Origin of the sequence: Acinetobacter sp. B51(2017) (assembly GCF_003711395.1) — a bacterium.
In the GTDB taxonomy this organism is placed as follows: domain Bacteria; phylum Pseudomonadota; class Gammaproteobacteria; order Pseudomonadales; family Moraxellaceae; genus Acinetobacter.
In genome coordinates this window covers 67,616-82,714 of sequence record NZ_PJRJ01000014.1, presented here as the reverse complement: position 1 = coordinate 82,714, position 15,099 = coordinate 67,616, and the positions used below count along the sequence as shown (strand labels likewise).

13 protein-coding genes and 1 rRNA gene are annotated in these 15,099 nt (G+C 41.7%); 4 read left to right on the top strand and 10 right to left on the bottom strand.

Annotated elements, in window-relative coordinates:
* Positions 1–68 precede the first annotated feature (68 nt).
* The 3 genes from rrf to CYK47_RS08625 all read left to right on the top strand — a co-directional run bounded on the left by rrf (position 69) and on the right by CYK47_RS08625 (position 3,585).
* Positions 69–183: ribosomal RNA gene (gene rrf / locus CYK47_RS08635) — 5S ribosomal RNA — on the top strand.
* 397 nt (positions 184–580) lie between these two features.
* Positions 581–1,927, top strand: a complete 1,347-nt coding sequence (locus tag CYK47_RS08630; protein ID WP_122900825.1) for an MFS transporter — start codon at positions 581–583, stop codon at positions 1,925–1,927.
* A gap of 377 nt (positions 1,928–2,304) precedes the next feature.
* Positions 2,305–3,585: a glutamate carboxypeptidase gene (locus CYK47_RS08625; protein ID WP_122900823.1), complete on the top strand. Its 1,281-nt coding sequence runs from the start codon at positions 2,305–2,307 to the stop codon at positions 3,583–3,585.
* 363 nt (positions 3,586–3,948) lie between these two features.
* On the opposite strand, the gene CYK47_RS08620 is transcribed toward CYK47_RS08625, so the two are convergent.
* The 5 genes from CYK47_RS08620 to ribF all read right to left on the bottom strand — a co-directional run bounded on the left by CYK47_RS08620 (position 3,949) and on the right by ribF (position 9,496).
* Positions 3,949–4,485 carry an NADPH-dependent FMN reductase gene (locus tag CYK47_RS08620; RefSeq protein WP_122900821.1) on the bottom strand — a complete coding sequence of 179 codons (537 nt, stop codon included), beginning with the start codon at positions 4,483–4,485 and terminating at the stop codon, positions 3,949–3,951.
* A 93-nt stretch (positions 4,486–4,578) separates the two neighbouring features.
* Complete coding sequence (locus tag CYK47_RS08615) at positions 4,579–5,061, bottom strand: FKBP-type peptidyl-prolyl cis-trans isomerase (protein WP_122900819.1); 483 nt, start codon at positions 5,059–5,061, stop codon at positions 4,579–4,581.
* Positions 5,054–5,593 (bottom strand): signal peptidase II, encoded by a 540-nt coding sequence (gene lspA, locus CYK47_RS08610; protein ID WP_122900817.1) that lies wholly within the window; start codon positions 5,591–5,593, stop codon positions 5,054–5,056. The genes CYK47_RS08615 and lspA overlap by 8 nt, the downstream gene beginning before the upstream one ends.
* Positions 5,586–8,432 (bottom strand): isoleucine--tRNA ligase, encoded by a 2,847-nt coding sequence (ileS, locus tag CYK47_RS08605; RefSeq protein ID WP_122900815.1) that lies wholly within the window; start codon positions 8,430–8,432, stop codon positions 5,586–5,588. Before ileS ends, lspA begins: the two co-directional genes overlap by 8 nt.
* Positions 8,433–8,494: 62 nt before the next feature.
* The gene (gene ribF / locus CYK47_RS08600) at positions 8,495–9,496 is read right to left on the bottom strand and encodes a bifunctional riboflavin kinase/FAD synthetase (protein WP_122900813.1); all 1,002 of its coding nucleotides are present in this window, start codon (positions 9,494–9,496) and stop codon (positions 8,495–8,497) included.
* Between the two features lie 191 nt (positions 9,497–9,687).
* Between ribF and CYK47_RS08595 the strand changes: the two genes are divergently transcribed.
* Positions 9,688–10,263: a 5'-methylthioadenosine/S-adenosylhomocysteine nucleosidase family protein gene (locus tag CYK47_RS08595; RefSeq protein WP_122900811.1), complete on the top strand. Its 576-nt coding sequence runs from the start codon at positions 9,688–9,690 to the stop codon at positions 10,261–10,263.
* Positions 10,264–10,303: 40 nt separating this feature from the next.
* On the opposite strand, the gene CYK47_RS08590 is transcribed toward CYK47_RS08595, so the two are convergent.
* The 5 genes from CYK47_RS08590 to CYK47_RS08570 form a co-directional block, all read right to left on the bottom strand.
* The gene (locus CYK47_RS08590) at positions 10,304–10,957 is read right to left on the bottom strand and encodes a TetR/AcrR family transcriptional regulator (RefSeq protein WP_122900809.1); all 654 of its coding nucleotides are present in this window, start codon (positions 10,955–10,957) and stop codon (positions 10,304–10,306) included.
* Between the two features lie 350 nt (positions 10,958–11,307).
* Positions 11,308–12,099, bottom strand: coding sequence for an ABC transporter ATP-binding protein (locus CYK47_RS08585; protein WP_122900807.1), 792 nt, complete (start codon positions 12,097–12,099; stop codon positions 11,308–11,310).
* 10 nt (positions 12,100–12,109) lie between these two features.
* Positions 12,110–12,925 carry an aliphatic sulfonate ABC transporter permease SsuC gene (gene ssuC, locus CYK47_RS08580; RefSeq protein ID WP_122900805.1) on the bottom strand — a complete coding sequence of 272 codons (816 nt, stop codon included), beginning with the start codon at positions 12,923–12,925 and terminating at the stop codon, positions 12,110–12,112.
* Positions 12,925–14,100: an FMNH2-dependent alkanesulfonate monooxygenase gene (gene ssuD / locus CYK47_RS08575; protein WP_122900802.1), complete on the bottom strand. Its 1,176-nt coding sequence runs from the start codon at positions 14,098–14,100 to the stop codon at positions 12,925–12,927. The genes ssuC and ssuD overlap by 1 nt, the downstream gene beginning before the upstream one ends.
* A gap of 15 nt (positions 14,101–14,115) precedes the next feature.
* The gene (locus CYK47_RS08570; protein WP_122900800.1) at positions 14,116–15,096 is read right to left on the bottom strand and encodes a sulfonate ABC transporter substrate-binding protein; all 981 of its coding nucleotides are present in this window, start codon (positions 15,094–15,096) and stop codon (positions 14,116–14,118) included.
* Positions 15,097–15,099: the final 3 nt, after the last annotated feature.

Here is a 15,099-nt window from a genome sequence, read left to right as displayed (position 1 = left end):
CCTGTTAATAACTCATTTGACGAAAGTTAGGCATTTAATAAGACCTGATGAGTAAGCATCACAGTTGTGCTGGCGACAATAGCAAGAGTGAACCACCTGATCCCTTCCCGAACTCAGAAGTGAAACCTCTTAGCGCTGATGGTAGTGTGGGGTTACCCATGTGAGAGTAAGTCATCGCCAGCTCATTATTCTAAAAATCCCTCTGATCAATGATCAGAGGGATTTTTTTCGACTATAGAATTTGTATAAAAGCATCTAGAATTTAAATTTATAGAACCCTTAAGTCATTTATTTTTATGATATTTTTTATATCAAGTTATCTATGGTCTTATTGTTAAACTTTAAGTGTTAAATTGTTGATTTATATTATTATTTAATTTTATTTATTCTGTGTTTTACTTGGTTTGATACTTTTATAGAAATTTACTCTATTTTTTACGCATATATTCGTTATTTTAAAGTCTAAAAATACCATAAAGGTATGTATATATATCTATAAGGTTTTGGACAAAACATTAGCTAAAAATCATTGTATGCCAAGAATTTGTATTAGATATCCCACAGTTGGAGGTGAGGATTAATGACAGCGCAAACAATGAATGTCAATGCTGTAGTTGATAAAGCTAAATTTAATAAGTTCCATCTTAATGTCTTGTTTTGGTGTTTACTGATTATTTTATTTGATGGCTATGATCTGGCAATTAATGGTGTAGCTTTACCACTACTCATGCAAGAGTGGGGCTTAACAGCAGTACAAGCCGGTATGTTGGCTAGCACTGCACTTGCAGGAATGATGTTTGGTGCCATGTTATTTGGTTCTTTGGCCGATAAGATTGGTCGTAAAAATGTCATTATGATTTGTATTGTGTTGTTTAGTGGTTTTACTTTTTGGGGTGGTTTTGCAGATACGCCAACAGAATTTGGTGTGCTACGCTTTTTGGCTGGCTTAGGTATTGGTGGGGTAATGCCAAACCTTGTTGCACTTACTTCTGAATATGCACCGCAAAAAATCCGCAGTACCTTGGTTACTACAATGTTTAGTGGTTATGCTGTGGGTGGTGTAATGGCTGCTTTATTAGGTGCATGGTTTACGCCAACTTATGGTTGGCAAATTATGTTCTGGATTGCAGGTATTCCTTTACTGTTATTACCAATTATTTGGAAATTCTTACCAGAATCTATCATTTTTATGGTTAAGGCAGACAAACAAAACTCTGCTCGTCAAATTTTGACCCGTTTAGCACCTGAGGCGAATGTTACCTCAACAACACAACTTGAATTAAGTAAAGCAGAAGTACCTGAGTCTGCGACTGTGGCAAGCTTATTTAAAAAAGGTCGTGCACCAAATACTTTACTATTTTGGTTAGCATTTTTTATGTGTTTATTAACCATGTATGCCTTAGGCAGTTGGATGCCAAAACTCATGATGGCAGCAGGCTATTCAATGGGTAGTAGCTTACTGTTCTTATTGGCTATGAATGTAGGTGCAGTGATTGGGACAGTATGTGGTGGTATTTTGGCAGACCGTTTCCATCTTAAACCTGTATTGATGGTATTAGGTGTGGTTGGGGCGATTGTATTAAGCTTACTGGGTTTTGAGCCGCCACAAGTACTGTTGTATTTAATGATTGCCTTAGCTGGTGCAGCGTCAATTGGCTCACAGATTCTTTTATATAGCTATGTAGCGCAATATTATCCAGTAGCTGTACGTTCTACAGGTATTGGCTGGGCATCTGCGGTAGGGCGTAGTGGCGCTATCATTGGTCCTATTTTAATTGGTATGTTGTTGGGGATGGAATTACCACATCAATATAACTTTATTGCTGTTGGCATACCGCTGTTGGTGGTTGCTCTAGCGGTAACACTGATTTCTAAGCAAGATAAAGCTACAGATGTGGTTAAAGATCCTGCTGTGGCACAAAACTAAACTCGATTAAATAATCAAAGCCTCAACACTGTTGAGGCTTTTTTGATAAAAATGGCGATATAGTATCTTATGCAACTCTTTGCGTTAAAGAATAGCGTTATAAAAAAGCCCCGATATCCTATCGGGGCTTTTGGTATGCGGTTGTGTGAGGTATAACTCCTGTCGTACCTATTTATTGCATCCTGCGGATTCATTTTTATTTTTGTTGCAAGAGATATCCTATCTCTCGTTAGATTTAGAATAGGCGTTTTTGCTTGAGCTAAAAAGTGCTAAAAGACCATAACTGTTGTAAGCAATCACTTACACGAATAGGGTGATAATTTTGCTAAATTGAGTACAGCTTTACTAAAAATCAAAAAATGATCAAGGACAATACTATGCTAAAAAAACGTGTCTTTAAGCCCAATACTTTATTGGCTTTAGGTTTATTAGGTTGTATGAGTGGCAGTATCTATGCCGTTACACCTGCGCAAATTAAGCAAGCGATAGAGCAACAACAACCCGCTTATTTAAAAACCTTGGAAAGCTTAGTCAATATTGAATCTGGAAGTCGTGATCTTGAAGGTTTAAATAAAATTGCCCAATTAGTTGCTGACCGCTTACAACAAACAGGCGCCCAAGTTAGTGTAATACAGGCCAATGATCTGTATCGTATGGATGATAGCCCAGAGCAAGTTGGGCCTATGGTAAAAGCCGTATTAAAAGGTCAGGGCAAGGGTAAAATCATGCTGATTGCGCATATGGATACAGTTTATCAAAAAGGTCAGCTTAAAGAACAACCCTTTAAAATTGAAGGCAATAAAATCTATGGCTTAGGGATTTTAGATGATAAGCAAGGCGTGGCGAATATTATTCATGTTATCGACACACTGCAAAAATTAAAATTTAAAGACTATGACACACTCACAGTGTTAATCAATTCTGATGAAGAAATTAGCTCACCCGGCTCACGTAAAATCATTACAGAAACAGCGCGTGATCAAGACCTCGTGTTGTCATTTGAGGGTGGCGGTAAAGAAGGCAACTTACGTTTAGCTACTAGCGGCATTGGGGCAGTGTATTTAACTGTTAAAGGCAAGTCATCACATGCTGGTGCCAGACCAGAAGATGGTGTTAATGCTTTAACTGAACTTAGCCATCAGATTGTACAAATGCAAAACTTATCCAATCCTCAAACTGGACTGAAGCTTAATTGGACCATCGCGCAAGCAGGCACTACGCGTAACGTTATTCCAGATTTAGCTACAGCACAGGCTGATGCGCGTGCTTTACGGGTCGAAAATTTTAATCAATTAGAAAAAAGCTTACAGGAAAAAATTAAACATAAAAAACTTAAAGACAGTCAGGTAAGTGTTAAATTTGAATTACGTCGTCCACCGCTAGCAGCCAATGACAAAGCGCATCAAGTAGCACGTCAAGCTGAGCAGATTTATAAAAATGAACTTAATTTACCATTAAGCGTCCTTAAAACTGCCACAGGTGGCGGTACTGATGCAGCATTTGCAGGCATGCAATCGAAAGCTGCAGTGATTGAGGGCATGGGGTTATCGGGTGATGGTGCACATTCGAGCAATGCAGAATATGTACTCAAAGATACGATTGTGCCGCGTTTGTATTTAGCCACACGTTTAATTGTAGAAGCGACAAAAGCAAAATAAGATCTTCAAAATAGATAACCCCCGACATCCTGTCGGGGGTTATAGATATTTCATGTGAGACAAGCAACTTTCCTGTCACTATTTTATCGAAATCCATTTTTATTATTAGTTTTTGAGCAAATTGTTGTTCTTTTTAAGTTTTTGGAAACTTCCTGTTCCCGATGACTAAAGAATACTGAATAAATGTTAATGCTTATAGCCGTTATCACCACTAGGCTTTGTAAGCATAAGATTACAAAAATAAGTTAAGTAATTGTTTTTTTAATAAACGTTTAATTAGCTTATGTAATCAATTTAGGCTGTGCTGTAACCCATCTGTATCTATAAAAAAAGCCCTTAACAATTGAAGGGCTTTTTGAGGGCTTATTTTGCGTATTTCACCAGTTTATCTACTGCTGCATGTAAGGCTTTTTGGTCAAACTCATTGCCTTCGAAGACTTCTGCTTTACTACGCGCAAAAATGTCACGAATTTCAATGGTTGCATTGCTATCAATTAAACCTAAGTAAGTTGCCACTTGGCGGATTTGATCGACAGAACGTGAACCATTGGTTGCACCATAGCTAATATAAGCGGCAGGTTTGCCTTGCCATTCTTTGCCTAAGTAATCGAGCGCATTTTTAAGCGCAGGACTGTAACCGTGGTTATATTCAGGACTGATGATAATAAAAGCATCACCTTGGGCAATTTTGTCCGCCCACTCTTGTTGTTTCGGTTGGTCATAAATACCCATCATTGGTGGAGTGGCGCCAGCAAAAATAGGTAAATCCCAAGTTTTTAAATCGACGATTTCGACAGTTAATTCAGGTTGATAAGCTGCAACGGCTTGTTTTGCCCATTTAGCGAGTTTAATTGCAGTACGACCTTCGCGGATACTGCCGACAATAATTTGAATATTCATACTATTTTCCTAAAGTGATAGATAAACGAGAATGGCAAAAATTCTACGTAAATAAAAAGCGCCTGAGCGGCGCTTTTTATAGTAATTTTGCAATTACATGATTTTAATGCCTTGTTGACCGGCAGGCGTGACTTTGAAGATTTCCACTTCAAAGGTAATATTTTTACCTGCTAATGGGTGGTTAAAATCAACTTCAGTGATGTTGTCACCAACAGTTTTGACCACGCCATATAAGCTTTGTTTGGCTTTGTCTTCAAATTCGATCATGTGACCTTCAGTTGGACGTTGCTCAAACTTCACCGTATCAAATTTTTGTACGTTTTCAGGATTCCACGGACCAAAAGCATCTTCAGGAGGAAGACTTACGGTACGGCGGTCACCTGCGCGTAAACCAAACAAGGCTTTTTCAAAGCCTGGCAATAAGCTGCCGTCGCCGATTACAAGGCTCACCGGGTTTTCACGGCTACGCGTGTTGTCAATTTCAACACCATCTTCAATCGCAACAGAGAAATGCAGTTCTACTTTAGAACCGTCTTCAATGCGTGTGTCTTCATTGGGATTAATAAAATCAGTCATGTTGTTGTTCCGCAGCTTGAATACGCTTTTTCTCAAGGAAGAAGCTATCAATCAAAAGCAAAATGGTGCCCAATGTGATAGCACTATCGGCAATATTAAATGCAGGAAAGTGACTATTGTTGTAATAGACATGAATAAAATCAACCACGTAGCCCAGTGCTACGCGATCAATCAGGTTGCCCACTGCACCACCTAAAATGAGTGCAATTGCAAGTGGTAACACCTTTATGCCTTTTGGCATACGCATCAGCCAAAATACAAAAACAATCGACACAATTCCTGCCAGCGAGGTAAAGAAATAACGTTGCCATCCACCGGCATCGGACAAGAAACTAAAGGCAGCGCCATAGTTATGTAGTAATGTCCAATTTAAAAAGGGCAGTACAGGTACGGGGTCGGCATAGTTTAAATGCGACACCGCAATCCATTTGGTCCATTGATCTAAAATAATCGCCAGTACCGCCAAGCCAAGCCACACAAGATTGTGTGCCTTGAATTGGAATAAGCCCTTTTTATGTTGTGGATTAGGCATATTTTCTCTCTTCGCCTTGACCTGATGGAAGGTTAATAATACAACGACCACATAAACCTGGATGTGATACATGTGTATTTACATCAGGTAATACGTGCCAGCAGCGTACGCATTTTTCGCCATCTGCAGCAGAGACTTGAACATTTAAGCCTTCAAGATCAGATGCTTCACCTTGTGCTGCATCAAATTCATTCACAATCACTTGCGAAGTAATCAGAACAAAACGAAGTTCATCGCTTAATTTATCCAGTACGGCTTTAAGTTCAGGATTTGCCCAAAGTTCAACTTTGGCAGACAAGTTAGAACCGACAGTTTTCGCAGTACGTGCTGCTTCAATGAATTTGTTCACCGCAGACTTCACAGAAATCAGGGTTTGCCATTCAGCTTCAGACACTACGTTTGCAGTCGAAGCGACAGGGATGTCATACCATTCCGCTGTGAACACGTATTTCTCTGATTGCTCAGGAATTAACGGCCATGCTTCTTGTGCGGTGAAGCTCAAAATTGGTGACATCCAACGCACGAATGCTTGTACCAAGTGATACAACGCAGTTTGTGCAGAGTGACGCGCTGCTGAGTCCGCTTTGGTGGTGTACTGACGGTCTTTGATGATGTCTAAGTAGAAACCACCCAAGTCGTTGATACAGAAGTTGGTTAAAGCATTGGTGACGATATGGAAGTTCATATCTTCATATGCTTTCTGAATCGTTTCTTGAACTTCAGATGCACGTTGCAAGATGTATTGATCCAGCGCGATCAATTGATCTACAGGCAATGCATCTGTTGATGGTTTGAAGCCATTTAAGTTGGCAAGTAAGAAGCGTAGCGTGTTACGAATACGACGGTAACCATCAGATGCACGGCTAAAGATTTCTTTACCCGCCGTCATTTCATAACGGTAATCCGCAGATGCGATCCAGAAACGTAACCCATCAGCACCCATATCTTTAATGATGTCTTGTGGTGTGATTACGTTACCGATTGATTTCGACATCTTACGGCCTTTTTCATCCACTACGAAACCGTGTGTCAATAAGCCTTTGTAGGGTGCGCGTTCATTGATGGCAACCGACGTTAATAATGATGATTGGAACCAACCACGGTGTTGGTCTGAACCTTCAAGGTACAAATCAGCAGGGTCTTGCAATTCTTCACGTTCACGCAGCACTGCATAGTGCGTTGTACCTGAGTCGAACCATACGTCTAGCGTGTCACGTACTGCGTTGTATTGTTCAGCATCAGCACCGATGAACTCAGCAGCATCACGGTTGTACCAACCATCAATACCTTCTTGTTCGATGAGTTTGGCCACTTCTTCGATCAATTCAGGGGTACGTGGGTGCAATTCGTTGGTGTCTTTATGCACGAAGAATGGAATTGGCACGCCCCAAGTACGTTGACGCGAGATACACCAGTCCGGACGACCTTCGATCATCGCTTGAATACGGTTTTTACCCCAATCTGGTACAAATTGGATGTCGTTTTCAATTGCATTAAGCGCTTGGTTACGTAGACCTTTGGCATCCATGCTGATAAACCATTGTGGTGTCGCACGGAAGATAATTGGCGTTTTATGGCGCCAGCAATGTGGGTAGCTATGTTTAATTGGCTTATGCGCCCAAAGCTTGCCTGACTCACTTAAAGTTTCAATGATTTGTGGGTTAGCTTTGTAGATATGTACGCCCGGTAAAATTGGTGAGCTTGGTAAATACACACCATTACCACCGACTGGATTATCTACCTTTAAGTTATACTGTAAGCCAACTTTATAGTCGTCTACACCATGACCCGGAGCAGTATGTACCGCACCTGTACCGCTAGCATCTGTCACGTGCTCGCCCAAAATCACAGGCACTTGGCGCTCAGCGATTAATGGATGTTGTAGAACAAGATTCTCAAGTTTAGCACCTGCAAACTCAGCAATCACCTCAAATGCAGTGAAGCCATAACGTTCAGTTGCAGATTCAACCAAAGTTTTTGCAAGAATGAAGTTTTGCGCAGCTTTGTCTTCGCCTGTTGCTTTAACCAGTTGATATTCAAGTTCAGCATGTAATGCAACCGCTTGGTTAGCAGGCAATGTCCAAGGCGTTGTGGTCCAAATTACGATATCCGTAGAATCAGCAACGTCTACACCAACGCGTGCCGATAAATCAGCAAGATCTACAACAGTGAAACCAACATCAATCGCGTCAGATTTTTTATCTTCGTATTCAACTTCAGCTTCAGCAAGTGAAGAACCACAGTCTAAACACCAGTTGACTGGTTTAAGACCCGGCTCAATGTGACCCGCTTTGGCAATCGCGCCAAGTGAACGCACGATGTCCGCTTCTTGTTTGAAGTTCATGGTCAGGTAAGGGTTGTCCCAATCACCAAACACACCCATACGCACGAAGTCTTTCTTTTGTAATTCAACTTGCGTGTATGCATATTCACGGCAGGCTTTACGGAAAGTCGAAGCATCAACTTTTACGCCCACTTTACCGACTTTTTCTTCTACTTTGAGTTCGATAGGTAAACCGTGACAGTCCCAACCCGGTACATACGGTGCATCAAAACCATCCATGACACGGCTTTTGATGATGATGTCTTTGAGGACTTTGTTAACTGCGTGACCTAAATGGATTTGACCATTGGCGTATGGAGGGCCGTCATGCAAGACATATTTTTTCTTGCCAATACGCGATGCACGAATCTGCTGATAAATGTTGTCGGCATACCACTCTTCTAACCATTTAGCTTCACGTACTGCGAGATTTGCTTTCATCGCAAATTCAGTACCTGGGAGGTTTAGCGTGGCTTTATAGTCCACTGCATTTTCAGGAGTTTGCTTATCGCTCATGCAAGTTGTCTTCCAATTTTCATTCAGCAAAGCTGAGGCGTTTTTACAATAAATTTAGGGGCTTAAAACGGTAAAGTGGCGTTGCTGCGGCGAAACTCAAGGAGTTTTTCCACATCGTCATCAATGCCCGCCTTGAGTGCTTCTAGCGAAGGATAATCTTTTTCGCCGTGTAAGTAATTCAAGAATGTCACCCGCATTAACAGGCCATACAGATTAGCAGAAACATCAGGAAAATGTACTTCTAAACGCCATTCTGGATGGGCTTGTTTAATCGCTGGTCGAGTACCGACATGGCCTGCACCAAATAGAGCAGTTGGTGCATAACCTTGAATACCCACTTGGCTTGGGGTGTGTTGTTGAATACGTTGTTGCAATGATTCGGTTTCACACAGCACATCCACGCCATAAATCCCGTTTAAACATGGTTTATGACGATTTAAACGCACGTTAATGGTTGGGAAATCAATGGTGCGACCAATTTGATCTCCATAGACCACACGTCCAGTAATACTATATGGTCGACCCAGTAGTTGAGCGGCTAAAGCCAAATCACCTGCTTGTAGGGTCTGACGAATACGGGTCGAACTGACCCGCTCGCCATCGAGTTGAATGGTCTCTAAATTGGTAATTGCAAAGCCATAGCTTTGTAAAAATTCACTATCGCCTTGGCGGTTTTTGCCAAAGTGGAAATCATCACCTAATACTAAATGTTTGGCGTTGAGTTTATTTTTTAGGATAGCAGCAAAATCAGTGGCGCTTAAACTACGGAAACTTTCATCAAATTTGGCAATCGCAATGTAATCGACACCCAATTCAGTTAAGTATTCGACTTTTTCGCGTAAAGATGAAATACGCGGTGGGGCATCATAGCCTTTAAAAAACTCAAGCGGTTGTGGCTCAAAGATCATCACCAAACTTTTTAAATTGTTGTTTTGAGCAATAGTTTGTAATTGGCGAATCATTGCTCGATGACCCAGATGCACACCGTCAAAATTACCAATGGTAACGGCAGTGTCTGGTAATTCAGTTGTAGGCGCTAAAGCATTCAGGCGGAGGAGCTTCATGGACGAATCGTTGAGTTAAAGTAATCTCGCAATATATTGCCATATTCTCACAATTTCGTCTTGTTGTTGTGTTTTTACTCAAAAAATATTTTTCCTACGCGATGTGGCATCCGCTTAAGTACATAAAAGCGAATTTACATCTTTGGTTTTTTTACATTTAATAGCCATTTAATCATCAATGAGATTGCGACATGTCTGATGTGGCTTTAATTATGGCTTTGCCTAATGAATCCAAAGGTTTATTTGAAAATGCAGGAATTGACGTGCATTACAGTGGCATTGGTAAGGTCAATGCGGCATTTAAAGCCTTTGAGGTGATTCAAAAAACTGGCTGTAAAACTTTACTCAATTTAGGCACAGCAGGTAGCTCGCATTTTCAGGCACATGAATTGGTAGAGGTGACGCGTTTTGTCCAACGTGATATGGATGTCTCGCCCTTGGGATTTGAAATTGGTGTGACACCTATGGATGCCCATTTTCCGGCTGCCATTGAATTAGACAGTTATTTTGATCATTTAGCCAAGGGTGTATGCGGTACAGGCGATAGCTTTGAAACTGGTAAACCCAAAGTAGCGTGCAACTTAGTAGATATGGAAGGTTATGCGTTGGCTAAAGTATGTAAAAAGTTAGATGTACGTTTGATTTCGGTGAAATATATTACTGATGGGGCAGATGGTACTGCGCACCTTGATTGGCAAGAGAATTTATTATTGGGTGCTCAGAAATTGTTAAAGTTGTATCAAACCATCTCGTTTCGGCGACCATAGAAGGCTATGGTCGTATGCCAAAAATTATCACATTGATAACTTAGTTTTCTGCTGTTGGTAATGCTGCTACAGCAGGCTGTCCATCACGCGGTAAAATACCGTACAGCATCATATGCACAGTGTGTTGAATGATACGCTGTTGCATGCTGCGGTTACGTAAAGTCTTACCCGTCACCATTTCCATTTGCGTTGCAAAGTCTGCATAGTTTTGAGTCAGTGCCCATATATTTAAAATTAACAATTCAGCATCAATATCGGCAGAAATTTTGCCTTGATCTTGCCAATTTGAAATCACTTTGGCTTTACGTTTCACCAGTTTTTTGAGTGGACCTTTTAAAATCGACAAAATATGCGGCGCACCTTGAATCACTTCTAAAGCAAATAGACGTGAAGCTTTGGGCTGAGTGCGCGACACTTCAATTTTTTGCATTAAATAATTGGTTAAGGCTTCATCAGGTTCTAAATCTGCCTCAAGCATTTGCAGTGGCGCTAACCATTTTTGTAGCACAGTGGTCAGGACTTCTACATACAACGCTTCTTTATTTTCGTAGTAGTAGAAGATATTCGATTTGTGCATTTCTGCCAACTGAGCAATCTCGTCAAGGCTCGCCCCAGTAAAACCATATAGGGAGAAAACATCTAAAGCCGCATTGAGCAATTGATGGCGTTTTTGGGTACTCTTTTTTTGTTCCATTGGCCAATTTAAATATAAAAGGGGATAGGAAATTGTACGGCAAATCGGCAAATATTGGCAGTTGGATTGTATGTTTATTACACAGTTTTGACCGTTTATTATAAAAAAATTGATTTAATGTGCGAGTTATTGTGCATTGTTAAAATTTTACTCAAAAACAGGCTTGAAAATCTTCCGATTAAATTTATTAATTTTTTCAATAAGATTAGAAAATAATTTTGCCGAAAATATCAATAATTTTTTTCAAATTAAATCGAGCACAGCAAAAGTATTGTCAAATCAGCTAGCAAGGCAGCGATATGCTGCTTCACCAGCAGGTCGCCATGCTGAGCACTGCTTAAATGGCAGGTTTAGGTGGCTAAGACTGCATTTAATACTTGTTGCTCAAGTTCTGTAAATGCTAAGTTTTTTTGTCGTGGTCGAGGTAAGTTGACTTGAAACTGTGCGGAGATATGACCTTTATCTAACAAAATAATGCGATCCGCCAGTTGTACTGCTTCGCTGACATCATGGGTCACTAAAATGGCGGTAAAGCCTTGTTCGCGCCATAGTTTTTCTATCAGGTTTTGCATGTCTAAGCGGGTAAGTGCATCGAGTGCACCAAGTGGTTCATCAAGCAATAAAATCCGTGGCTTATGTGATAGCGCGCGTGCTAAAGCAGTACGTTGACGCTGACCGCCCGAGAGCTGTGTAGGCCATAAAGCGGCTTTTTCTTTTAAGCCGACTTTTTCTAACATGCTCGAGGCGTTAGCATGTTCTGTTTTAGGTAAACCTAATTGCACGTTGTGTTCTACGCTACGCCACGGTAATAAACGTGGGTCTTGGAACATCACGCGAATGTCATCGGAAGTGATACCTTCACGTAAATGACGTGCCGATTTAAACTTAATTTCGCCATAGCTTTGTTGTTCTAAATCAGCAATTAAACGTAGTAGGGTACTTTTACCACAACCACTCCGACCCACAATGGCAATAAATTCGCCGGCCTGAATATGTAAATCTAAATCTTCTAAAACTTTAACGTCGCCATAATATTTATACAGTTGCTCGATTAAAATCTCAGCGCCAATGACGGCATTTGGATTAATATCAGGATTGGTTTCTGCCTCATTCACATGACGGCCTAAGCTTAAATCAGTCATCATCGCTTCCTTATTTTTGGTAGCCGGCGTGCCAGCGCAGTAAATATTTTTCTAAGCCTACAGCCAATACATCTGCCAATTTACCCAATAAGGCGTAGAGCAGAATGCCAACTAAAACCACATCTGTTTGCAAAAATTCACGCGCATTCATGGTCATATAACCAATGCCAGATTGGGCAGAAATGGTTTCAGCCACAATTAGCAACACCCAAACTAAACCGAGCGAAAAACGTAAGCCGACTAAAATTGATGGCATTGCACCAGGTAAAATAATTTCGCGGTATAACTGCGAGCGCGTTAAACCATAACTTTTACCCATCTCGATTAACTGTGGATCGACTGAGCGAATACCGTGATAGGTATTAATATAAATCGGGAAAAACACCCCAATCGCGACTAAAAATAATTTGGCTGATTCATCAATACCAAACCATAAAATCACCAGTGGGATTAAGGCTAGGGCAGGGATGTTACGCACCATTTGTAAAGTAGTGTCTAATAAAGTCGAAGCCAGTTTAGATGAACCATTGAGTAAGCCAAGGGCTAAACCTAAACCACCGCCAATCAATAGACCCATGAATGCACGCCCAGCACTGACTTGTACGTGTTGCCAAAGTTCACCACTCATCAGCAGCATCCAGAAGGCACTTACCACGGCAGTTGGTGCAGGCAAAATACGGCTTTCTAATAAACCAGTGCTTGAAGCAAGTTGCCAAATCGCAATTAAAAGTACGGGAACCAACCAAGGCAGCAAACGCTGCCCGAGTTGTGTTCCACGTGAAACTTTGCTCTTGGCAAAGTTACTCGGTGAAACCTTAGTAGACATTAAGCCGGCTCCTGAGTTTTAACCTCTTTCTTCGCCTCATCTGCCACGTAGTTATTTGCTACGATTTCGCCAAACGGACCAGTAAGATTAGGTTGAGCAAGTTTTTCACGCGTTTCAAGCGGAAGAAGTGGGAAGACTAATTCAGCGAAACGAATCGATTCTTCAAGGTGTGGGTAACCTGAGAAGATAAAGGTATCAATACCTAAATCGGCATATTCTTGAATACGTGCAGCGACAGTTTCAGGATCACCGACAAGCGCTGTACCTGCACCACCACGCACAAGGCCTACGCCTGCCCACAGGTTAGGTGAAACTTCAAGTTTGGTACGGTCGCCATTATGCAGTTCAGCCATACGACGCTGACCCACTGAATCCATTTGTTTAAATTTGGCTTGTGCTGCGGCAATGGTGGCATCATCAATATGTTGAATTAACTGTTCTGCTGCTGCCCATGCTTCTTCATTGGTTTCACGCACAATCACATGTAAACGAATACCGTAAGTTAATGTACGACCGCGTGCCGCTGCTTTTTGACGTACCACTTCTAATTTTTCTTTGACTGCTGCAGGTGGCTCACCCCAAGTTAAATAAGTATCCACTTGTTCTGCTGCAAGCTCGACCGCATCATCCGATGAACCGCCAAACCAAAGTGGTGGATACGGTTTTTGTACGGGTGGATACAGCAGTTTGGCATCTTCAACTTGTAGGCGTTCACCGTTAAAGGTGAAGCTTTCACCTGTATGGGAACGGGTTAAAATTTCGCGCCAAATGGTGGTGTATTCAGCAGCAGTTTTATAACGTGTTTTATGATCTTCATACACGCCATCGCCTTTAAGCTCTTGTTCATCACCACCTGTCACCAGATTCAGCAATACACGACCACCTGATAAACGGTCCATGGTTGCGGCCATACGTGCAGTTAAAGCAGGTGTCGTCACACCTGGACGTAAAGCCACCAAGAATTTAAGATTTTTGGTTGCGTCAATTAAGCTTGCTGCTGTAATCCAAGGATCTTCACATGAACGACCAGTCGGAATTAAAACGCCTTCGTAGCCCAAGTTATCCACGGCAACAGCAATCTGCTTCATATAAGCGTGATCGACTTGACGTGCACCTTTGCTGGTACCTAAATAGCGACTGTCACCGTGTGTTGGAATAAACCAGAAGATTTTCATAGTGTTGATCCTTAATTATTGATTTGTCCAAACAGCGTCTTGAATACTGATCGGCTTAGGGATGATGTTAAGCGCGCTAAAACGATCAGCGAGCTCCTGTTGATCGCGAATCACCTGTTGATTCAGAGGCGCGGCACCTGATGGATTCGGACGACGTTGAATAAATTGCAGACTGACCTTAGGGGCAAGACCTGTAGTTTTGGCAAAAATATCTGCTGTCTCTGGAATATGTTGTTGTACCCAAGCATCGGCAACATTGACTTGCTGGATAATGCCTTGAATGGCAGTAGGATGATTTTTAAGAAACTCACCCGATGCTAAGTAAAAAGTGTAATTGGGGCTTAAGCCAGTGCCTGAAGCCAGTACTTTGGCATGGTCTTCAACTTCGGCGGCTGCATAGTAAGGATCCCAAATTGCCCAAGCATCAACGGCACCTTTTTGGAAGGCAGCACGCGCATCAGCAGGGTTTAACCACACCACTTGAATGTCATTCCATTCCAAATCGGCTTTACGCACTGCTTGTACCAATAAGTAATGCGAGCTTGAGCCACGATGTACTGCAACACGTTTGCCTTTTAAATCTTGTAAGGCATTCATGTGTGAATCTTTAGGGACTAAAATCGCAGACGATTCCGGTTTAGCTGCTTCATAAGCAACATAGCGCAACGGCTTACCACCGGCTTGCGCATAGACAGGTGGGGTATCGCCAGTAGCACCAATATCAATGGAACCAACTGCTAGGGCTTCTAAAATTTGTGGGCCACCCGGAAACTCATTCCATTTAATGGTGGCGTTTGGAAATTGCTGTTCTAGTAATTTTTGTTGCTGCGCAATCACCAAGTTCACTGAGGCTTTTTGATAACCCACGCTAATGGTTTTCACATCAAGATCGCTTGGTGCAGTAGCAGCAGTTTTTTCTTCGGCCTTTTGGCATGCGGTTAAACTCAAGCCTGCAATGCTTATCCCCACAACAGCTAATGTTTTAAATACGCCCATGAT